We start from the raw sequence: 8,298 nt of genomic DNA, 5'->3' as shown, positions 1-8,298 counted from the left end.
AGCGTGCGAGGTTGGCGAAAACGTCGGCGCAAGCTTCTTTCTCCCCGTCTCTGTACGGGGAGAAATGCCCGGCAGGGCAATGAGGGGCAGCGCCATCGCCATATTCGCCACCATCGGCGCCTTATGGCGCCTTGACCTCCATCATCCCGGTCGCGGTGCGGGCCGAATATTGCGGCCGGTACATGTCCTCGACCGTTGCAGCCGGATGGGCATAGGTGCCCGGTGTCACCGCGCGCACGACATAGGCGAGCGTAATGTTGCGGTCGCCGTCGCCATCGTTCGGATTGAAGGCCGCGACGAAACGGTCGTCGCGGAATTCGAGATGGGCGGCGTCGGTCTGAGCCAGCCACGAGAAGTTCGACAACTGGGCGCTGGAAACCAGGCCCGGATTGTCGATTTCGAAGCCGGCCGGCAGCAGATCGGTGATCACGAGCCGCGACGGCCACTTGTTCTGCTCGTAGATATTGAGCACGACGACATAGCGTTCGCTCTGGGTCGCCTCCGTGACATTGGCTTCGGTGCCGTCGAGCTTGTAGTAGGTGCGGCCGATGGTGAAGCCGTTGCCGCCGGCCGGCAGCGGCTGGATCGGCGAGGCCACCGTGGTGACGACCGCCTGCAGCGGGTTGCTGCCGGTGTTGGCGACGGTCAGCGGGCTGTCGGCAATGTCGCTGCCGGCGATCTGGTCCGAATAGGCGCCGGCATGCGGCGCGCCGTTGATGGTCAGCGCGATCGAATCGTTGCCGGCCTTCAGTGCGCGGGCCGCCAGCAGCATCCAGGACTCGTCCTGCGTGCTGGTCCATCTGACGGCGGCGCGTTCCTGCGTCACCCGCTTGATAAGCGCCGGCACGATCGTCGGCACCGGCTTCGATTCGGCGGCAAGCGCCAGCATCGCCGCGCCGTCGCGCAGCGGCGAGCCATAATCGGACCTATAGTAGTCGTATGCTGAGCTTGAACTGGCCAGTTGCAGGGCGGCCTGGAAGGTGGCTTCCGAGCGCTGCGTGTCGCCATAGAGCGCCAGGCCCGCCGCCAATTGGGCAACGGCCATCGGGCTGGTAAAGGCTTCGATCTGGGTGTCGGCATAGTAGCGCAGATCGCCGATCGAGGCCTTTTTGTTGCGGGCCAGTACATAGAGCGCATAGGCGATCTGGCTGCCGCGATCCTTGACGTCCTGGTCGTAGCCGATCGCGTTTTGCAGATTGCTCAGCGCCTGGTTCATCGCCTGGGTCGGCACGTCGTATTTCTGCTCGCGCGCCCGGGTCAGGAAGTCGGTGACATAGGCGTCGAGCCACAGGTCGCCGGAGCCCGGGCCCCACAGGCCGAAGCTGCCGGCCGAAGCTTGGTAGCTCAGCACCTTGTAGATGGCGTCCTGGATGCGGCCGCGCAGGTCGGCGTCGCTGGCCATACCGACGCCCGAGGCCATTTCGTTGACATAGAGAAGCGGCATGGCGCGGCTGGTGGTCTGCTCGGCGCAGCCATAGGGGTAGCGGTCGAGCGTCATCAGGAGCGACGGCACGTCGAAGGCCGCCGCCTGCGAAACGCCGACGCTAACCGAAGCGCCGTCGAGCACGCTTGCCGCCAGGAGCTCCTTGTCGACGCGCAGCGACCCGCCATTGCCCTTGAGGTCGACCACCATGCGGGTGGTCACCGGCAATTGCGCCGGGCGCACCGGAACATACAGCGTCTGCTCGACAGCGGTGCCGTCGGCATGGGCGAGCTTGATGGTGATCGAGCCGTTGCCCGGCGTTTCAGCGATCAGCGGCACGGTTAACGTCTGCCGCTTACCCTTGGCGAGCGTCAGCTTTTCGGGCAGGGCGGCACTGCCGCTCGAAAGATTGGCGGTGGTGTTTATCGACAGTGCATAGTCGCCCTCCGGGCCGTCGGCGTCGGTGACGTCGAGCCGCATGACGGCCGAATCTTCAGGCGCCAGGAAGCGCGGCAGGCCGGCGGTGATCACCACCGGATCGCGCACGATCACGTCGGACTGGGCATGGCCGACCCCGTCCTTAGTCCAGGCGACGGCCATGACGCGCACGGTGCCGTTGAATTGCGGGATGTCGAAGTCGATCCGCGCCTTGCCGTCGGCGTCGAGCGGCACCGGACCGGAGAAGAAAGCGACCAGCTTTTCGGTCGGCGGGCTGCCTTGCGATTGTATGTTGGCGCCGTCGCCGCCGGTGCGCAGCTTGCCTGATGTGCCCAGCGAGCCGTCGATCAGACGGCCGTAGAGGTCGCGTACCTCAAGGCCGAGCATGCGCTGGCCGAAGAACCAGGTCTCAGGATCCGGCACCTTGTAATTGGTCAGGTTGAGGATGCCGACATCGACGGCCGCGACCATGACATAGGCGTTGGCACCCGGCTGCACACCGGCCACGGAGACCGGGATCGACAGCTGCTGGCGCGGCATGGTCTTGTCCGGGGGCGTCAGGGTGACGGCGAGCTTCTTGGAGCCCGGATCGACCTTCAGCCATTTGACGCCGATGGCGCGCGCCGGCATGCGCGTTTCCTGCGCATCGCCCGGCCTGAACAGCGTTGCCGTGACATAGGCGCCGGCGCCCCAGTCGTCGCCGACCGGGATGTCGATGGTGCTGCCATCTGCCGGCACGCTGGCGGTGACGGTTTTCAAGAGTTTGTCGGCGCCGATGGTGAGGAGCAGCTCGCCGGCAAAATGCGGCGACACTTTGAGTTTGGCCACTTCGCCCGCCGCGTAGTTGTCCTTGTCGAGGGCGATTTCGAGGCCGTCAGGCGTTTCGGTGGTGGTGGAGCTAACATACCAGCCGGCGTCGAATTCGTAGCTGGTCGCCGGGCCTTCCGGGTCCGATGTCTCGATCTCGAGCCGATAGCGGCCCCAGTCGACCGGCAGCGAGACGGTGGCCTCGCCGTCGGCGGTCAGGTCGACCTGGCCGTTGGCCACCGACTTGGTGAAGGTGACCGGCTCATAGTTCCAGGAATTGCTTGAGCGGTACCATTGATAATTGCGTTCGACCTTGACCAGCGACCATTGCGCGCCCTGCAGCGCCTCGCGCCTGCCGTCGGGGTCGACCGCAATCAGGCTGAACTTCGCCGTGCCGCCTTGCGGCACCTCGTCACCATCGAAATCCGGGCGGATGCCGATCATGTGGCCCTGCGGCCGGATGCCGATGTTGAGCGAGCGCTCGACGGCGCGGCCGCCGGTCTCGCGCATCCTGACCGCAACCTTGGCATCGACGAGCTTGGTGGTCGAGGGCAACTGGCCGACGGAAACCGGGAAGGTCGCCTTGCCGTCCTCACCGACCACCGGCAGATCCGTGAACGGCGTGACTGACGGTTCCGCCGACTGCTCGTCGGCGAGGCCGAAGGAATAGCCCTTGAAGCGGTCCCAGTCACGGGTGGTCGACAGCGTCAGTTCGCCTTCGAGCGCCAGCCCGGCGGCCGGCGCGCCATAAAGGAAGCGGCCGTCGACGGTGACGTTGGCAGTTTCGCCCTGCGCGATCTCCTGCTTGTCGGAGGACAGGTCCAACTCGATGCGATCCGGCACGAAATCCTCGACCAGGAACATCTGGCTGGCGACCGCCGCCTGCTTGGGGTCTGTGTGGATCGCCACCGTCCAGGTGCCGCGCATGGCGTTGGGTTCGAGCGGCAGGTCGACGGCGTGGCCGCCGGCCGATGCGCCGTCGCTGACGATGCGGCGGTTCTCGACGCCGTCGGGACGGGTGAAGATGAAGGTCAGCGGCAGGTTCTCGACCGCCTTGGCGGCGCCGTCGCGGGCAAGCGCCGCGACGTGGACGTCCTCGCCGGCGCGGTAGATGCCGCGTTCGGTCCAGGCATAGACGTCGAGTGCGCCCGGCGCCGGACGCCCGGTGACGCCACGATCGGAAAGATCGAAGCCGGCGCGGCCCATGTCGAGGAAGACGAAGTCGCTGTCACCTTGCTTGGCTATCAGCACCGCCGGGACCATGCCGCCGTCGCCGCGCGTCAGTCCGGGGTTGAAGACGGCGCGGCCTTCCGCGTCCGTGGTTGCGGTGCCGAGGATTTCGTTGTTCCTGGCGAGCAGCGTCAGTTCAGCACCTGATATCGGCTTGGCGGTTCCGAGCGAACGGGCAAAGACGTTCAGCCCATCCTGTCCGGTATAGGTCGACAGGCCGATATCGGAGACGACGAACCATTGCGTAGCGCGCGAATCATAGTCGTTGTCATTCTCGTCGACCGGTTGCGCGGTCAGCACATAGACGCCGGGCTTGCGCTGCGGCAGTGCTTCGTCGACCGGGAAGGAGGTGGTGACTTCCTTGTTCAGGTCGTTGGCGATGTCGAGCTGGCCTTGCCAGACCGGCTCGCCCATCTGATCGGAAATGTTGGAGATGTCATAGCCGTCAAGCTGGCGCAGGAACTGGTAGCCGGACAGAAGCTGGGTCAGCGAGCGGTCGCCGATGCGATAGAGCTTCATTTCGGCGGCGTTCATGTTGACGGTGACGACCGGAATACCGCGGCGCGCGCCGGCAGGCAGCACGAAGCTGTCGCCGGTGAAACGGGCGGACGGCGCGCGGTCCTGCACATAGATGGACAGCACCACCGGTGCGGTGATCACCTCGCCGATGGCGGCCGGCAGGCCGGGGCGGAAGGTCACGTTGTAGTGCTGGCCGTGCTCGAGCCCTTCGACGCAGATCTGCTTGTCCTTGGCCTCGACGCCCTTGGGAGCGGCGTTGTCGACGGTGACGAATTGCGAATAGTCGACGCCGGTCTTGACCAGATCCTCGGAAAACTGCGCGCAGATGCGCGGCGCACTGGTGTCGGCTTCGACCGTGTGATCGATCACGCGAAAGCCCTTGCGCGCTTTCAAGTCTTCATAATCGGCCTTGACCGCCGGAGAATTGACCAGCGCGAGGCTCGCTTCGTAAGCCTGCAGGGCGGGCCGGGCGAGGTCGCGGCGATTGAGCGCGGCGCCAAGCAGCGCCAGCACGTCGGCGCGCGTCTTGGTGGTGCGCAGCAATTTGTAGGCGTTGAAGCCGGCGGAGGTGGCGTTCGCAGGCAGGGTAGACGCCTCCGCGCTGTTGGCGGTCGGCTGCACGGCGAGCGTTTCCTGCGCCAGTTCGAACCAGAGCTGGCCATCATCGGGCAATACCGAAACCAAAGCCTCGTATTTCTGCATGGCCGAGCGGTGGTCGCCGGTCAGCGACGCCTGTTCGGCCGCCTCCCTCAGTGCCGTCAGCCCTTCGGTGGGCTTGGTGTAGGCCGGGCCTGTGAGCCTGTTGCGGTATTGCTGGGCCTGGTCGGCCATCCAGGTGGGGAAGAAGGCGAGATCCGGCGGCGCGCCGATATCGAGGTCGCCATCGATGTTAACGACCTTGCCGGCGACGGCGCCCTTGAAGGGTTTCAGCGAGTTGTAGTCGGATTTGAGAAAACACCATTTGGCTTTGGGGTTGTAGGTGAAGGCGCGGCAGGCCGGATCGCCCAGGCATGTCGTCTTGCACTGGTCGAGGCTGACATTCTGGTCGGATCTGAGATCGAAGCCGAAATAATCGGAATTGTCTGACGTCACCACCCGGCGCGCTTCGGCCGCTTGCGCGACACCGCTCCAGGTGAAAAAGAGAAGGAAAAGAATCGACAGACCACGAGCCGCGCGCATTGCCATAAACCCCTCCAGACACTGCTTTACGTTACGTCCGGACATGTTCAAGCTTCAGTCAGCCTTGTCAACACGAGGACGCGGCAGGATCCGCCTGCCAACGGTTTCCTTTCCGGCCGATGACCGGTAGTACCTCCATAGGACAGGGATCACGCATTCTTGCGGTGACGCAGAAGGTGTGAATTCCAAGCCCTGTCCATTTCAGACAATTGGATTGTGGCCCCTTTACGAGCAATTCAGAACTTCATTCCAATTTTAGCTTTGGACGCTAGGGTAGAGTTGTAATGTCGGCGTATGAAAAGCAGATGTCGGGAGGAACCGCGCCACGGCGCGTGTTTTCGCTCGCTTTGCTTTTCTCCTTGCTATGTTCGACTGCACTGGTTGCCGCGAGCGGAAATGCGGCCGCTTTCGAGATCTTCGGCATCAAGCTGTGGGGATCGTCGGAGGATGAAGATGCCGACATCGTCGATCCGTTGCGCTATGCGGTGACCATCGAGGCGCCCGACGCCGACGAGGATCTCGCCGAGAAGCTCGAAAACGCCTCGGCGCTGAAGGACGACGAAGAACGTCCAGTCTCTGGTTCGCTCGGCCTGCTGGCCAAGGCGCGTGGCGACCGCGATCAGCTTGTCGCCGCACTTTATGCGGACGCCCGTTACGAGGGCGTCGTCACCATCACCATCGAAGGCAAGCCGCTCGACGATTTGCCGCCCGACGCCGAATTTTCGGGTCCGCAGCCGATTCCGGTGGTGATCAACATTGCGACCGGGCCGAAATTCACGCTTGGCGACATCAGGCTGGCGGGCGATGCCGCGGGGCTGGCGGGGGCCGATTTCGGCCTGATCGCCGGCGGCGATGCCGGTTCCGGTGCCGTGCTCAAGGCCGAGGCGTCGATCGTGCGGGCGCTCAAAGAGGAAGGCAGGCCGCTGGCCAAGGTGACGGAGCGCGAGATCATTGCCGACCACGCCACCTCGACGCTCGACGTGACGCTGACTGTGGCGGCCGGGCCGGTTGCCGGCTACGGCGACACCACGGTCGAGGGCACCGAAAAGGTCGACCGCGATTTCACCGAATATATGACAGGCCTGAAGCGCGGCCGCCAATATTCGCCGGAAGAGATTGACGAGGCGCGCGACCGCCTGCTCGGGCTGGAAGTCTTCAACAGCGTGACGCTGAAGGAGGCCGACAGTCTCGACGCCGACGGCAACATCCCGATCGGCGTCGAAGTGAGCGAGCGCAAGCCGCGCTATTTCGGCCTTGGCGGCACCTTCTCCAACACCGAGGGGCTCGGCCTTGAAGGCTATTGGGGCCACCGCAACCTGTTCGGCCGTGCCGAAAAGCTGCGCATCGAGGGCGCAATCAGCGGTATCGGCAGCAATGAGCTGACCGAGCTCAACTACAATGCCGGCATCATGTTCGAAAAACCGGGCGTGGTCGGGCCGGCGTCGAAATTCTTCGCCGGCGCCAACACCGTATTAGAGCATCCCGACGCCTATGACCATTTCTCGGTCAAGGGCAACACCGGCCTGTCTTATGAACTCGACAGGCAGCAGACGGTTTCCGCGGAAGTCGCGCTCGACTATTCGAAGATCACCGATTCCTTCGGCAAGCACACCTATCTGATAGCCAGCATTCCGCTGCGATATGTCTTCGACAACCGGGACAGCCGGCTCAATCCGACGACGGGATTCAGGGCGCTGGCCTATGCCGAGCCGAGCTACGACATTTTGAACGGTGCGGCCTTCGTCAAGTTGAGGGGCGAAGGATCGGCCTATCAGTCGCTCGACGCGGCCTCGAAGTTCGTCTTGGCCGAACGTGTCGCCATCGGCTCGATCATCGGTGCCGGCCTTCAGGATGTTCCGGCCGACCGACGCTTCTATTCCGGCGGCGGCGGCTCGGTGCGCGGCTATGCCTATCAGGGCATCGGTCCCAAGGATATCGACGGAGAGCCGATCGGCGGGTTATCCTTCTTCGAGACCTCGGTCGAAATGCGCATCGCCATCACCGACACGATCGGCGTCGTGCCGTTCGTCGATGTCGGCACCGTCTCGACCAATCAATTCCCGGATTTTTCTGGCATGAAGGTCGGCACCGGCGTCGGCCTGCGCTATATTACGCCGTTCGGACCGCTGCGCATCGATGCGGCGGTGCCGCTCAACCGGGGTCCCGATGACCCGCATTTCGGCATCTATGCCGGCATCGGCCAGGCGTTCTGATGACAATGTTCAAGAGCATCCTTCGCATTGTCCTTTACACGCTGCTCATCCTAGTGGCGGCGGTGATCGGTGCGCTCGTCGTGCTGACCAAGACCGAGCGCGGCCGCGCCAACCTCGCCGGCATCATCTCGACCGTGGCGTCGACCGATGACCGGAAGGTCAGGGTCAGCGGCATCGACGGCATCTGGTCCGGTGCGCTGACTGTCGATCATGTGGTGCTGGAGGATCGCCAGGGCGCCTGGCTGATGGCGCGCAAGGTGGCCGTCGACTGGTCGCCGCTGGCGCTGCTGTCGAAGAACTTCAACGCCGGCCGCGTCGCCGCCGATCGCATCGAGCTGGCGCGGCTGCCGGTGGCCGGCACGCAGCCGAGCCAGGGTGGCGCCACCACGCTGCCGGTGTCGCTCGACATCAAGCAGATCGACCTGCCGGAAATCGCGCTCGGGCAGGCGCTGGCCGGCAGCGGTATCGCCGAGCTCGCCGCCAGGGGAT

2 protein-coding genes and 1 pseudogene are annotated in these 8,298 nt (G+C 64.5%); 2 read left to right on the top strand and 1 reads right to left on the bottom strand.

What is annotated here, in order from left to right:
• Window positions 1-121: 121 nt before the first annotated feature.
• On the bottom strand, window positions 122-5,602 hold the full coding sequence (locus EOA86_RS12905) for an alpha-2-macroglobulin family protein (protein WP_128342002.1): 5,481 nt from the start codon (window positions 5,600-5,602) through the stop codon (window positions 122-124).
• 278 nt (window positions 5,603-5,880) lie between these two features.
• On the opposite strand from EOA86_RS12905, the gene EOA86_RS12900 reads away from it, so the two are divergent.
• On the top strand, window positions 5,881-7,809 hold the full coding sequence (locus tag EOA86_RS12900) for an autotransporter assembly complex family protein (RefSeq protein ID WP_065006756.1): 1,929 nt from the start codon (window positions 5,881-5,883) through the stop codon (window positions 7,807-7,809).
• A pseudogene (locus tag EOA86_RS12895) lies at window positions 7,809-8,298 on the top strand (hypothetical protein); the annotation flags it as partial. The gene EOA86_RS12900 and the pseudogene EOA86_RS12895, both read left to right, overlap by 1 nt.

Source organism: Mesorhizobium sp. M5C.F.Ca.IN.020.32.2.1 (assembly GCF_004023105.1).
In the GTDB taxonomy this organism is placed as follows: domain Bacteria; phylum Pseudomonadota; class Alphaproteobacteria; order Rhizobiales; family Rhizobiaceae; genus Mesorhizobium; species Mesorhizobium wenxiniae.
This window is presented reverse-complemented; position numbering and strand designations above follow the sequence as displayed.

What these genes read in the sequence shown, in the direction of transcription:
- EOA86_RS12900 (WP_065006756.1), top strand. Translation starts at nt 5,881, where the DNA reads ATGTCGGCGTATGAAAAGCAGATGTCGGGAGGAACCGCGCCACGGCGC.
- EOA86_RS12905 (WP_128342002.1), bottom strand. Translation starts at nt 5,602, where the DNA reads ATGGCAATGCGCGCGGCTCGTGGTCTGTCGATTCTTTTCCTTCTCTTT.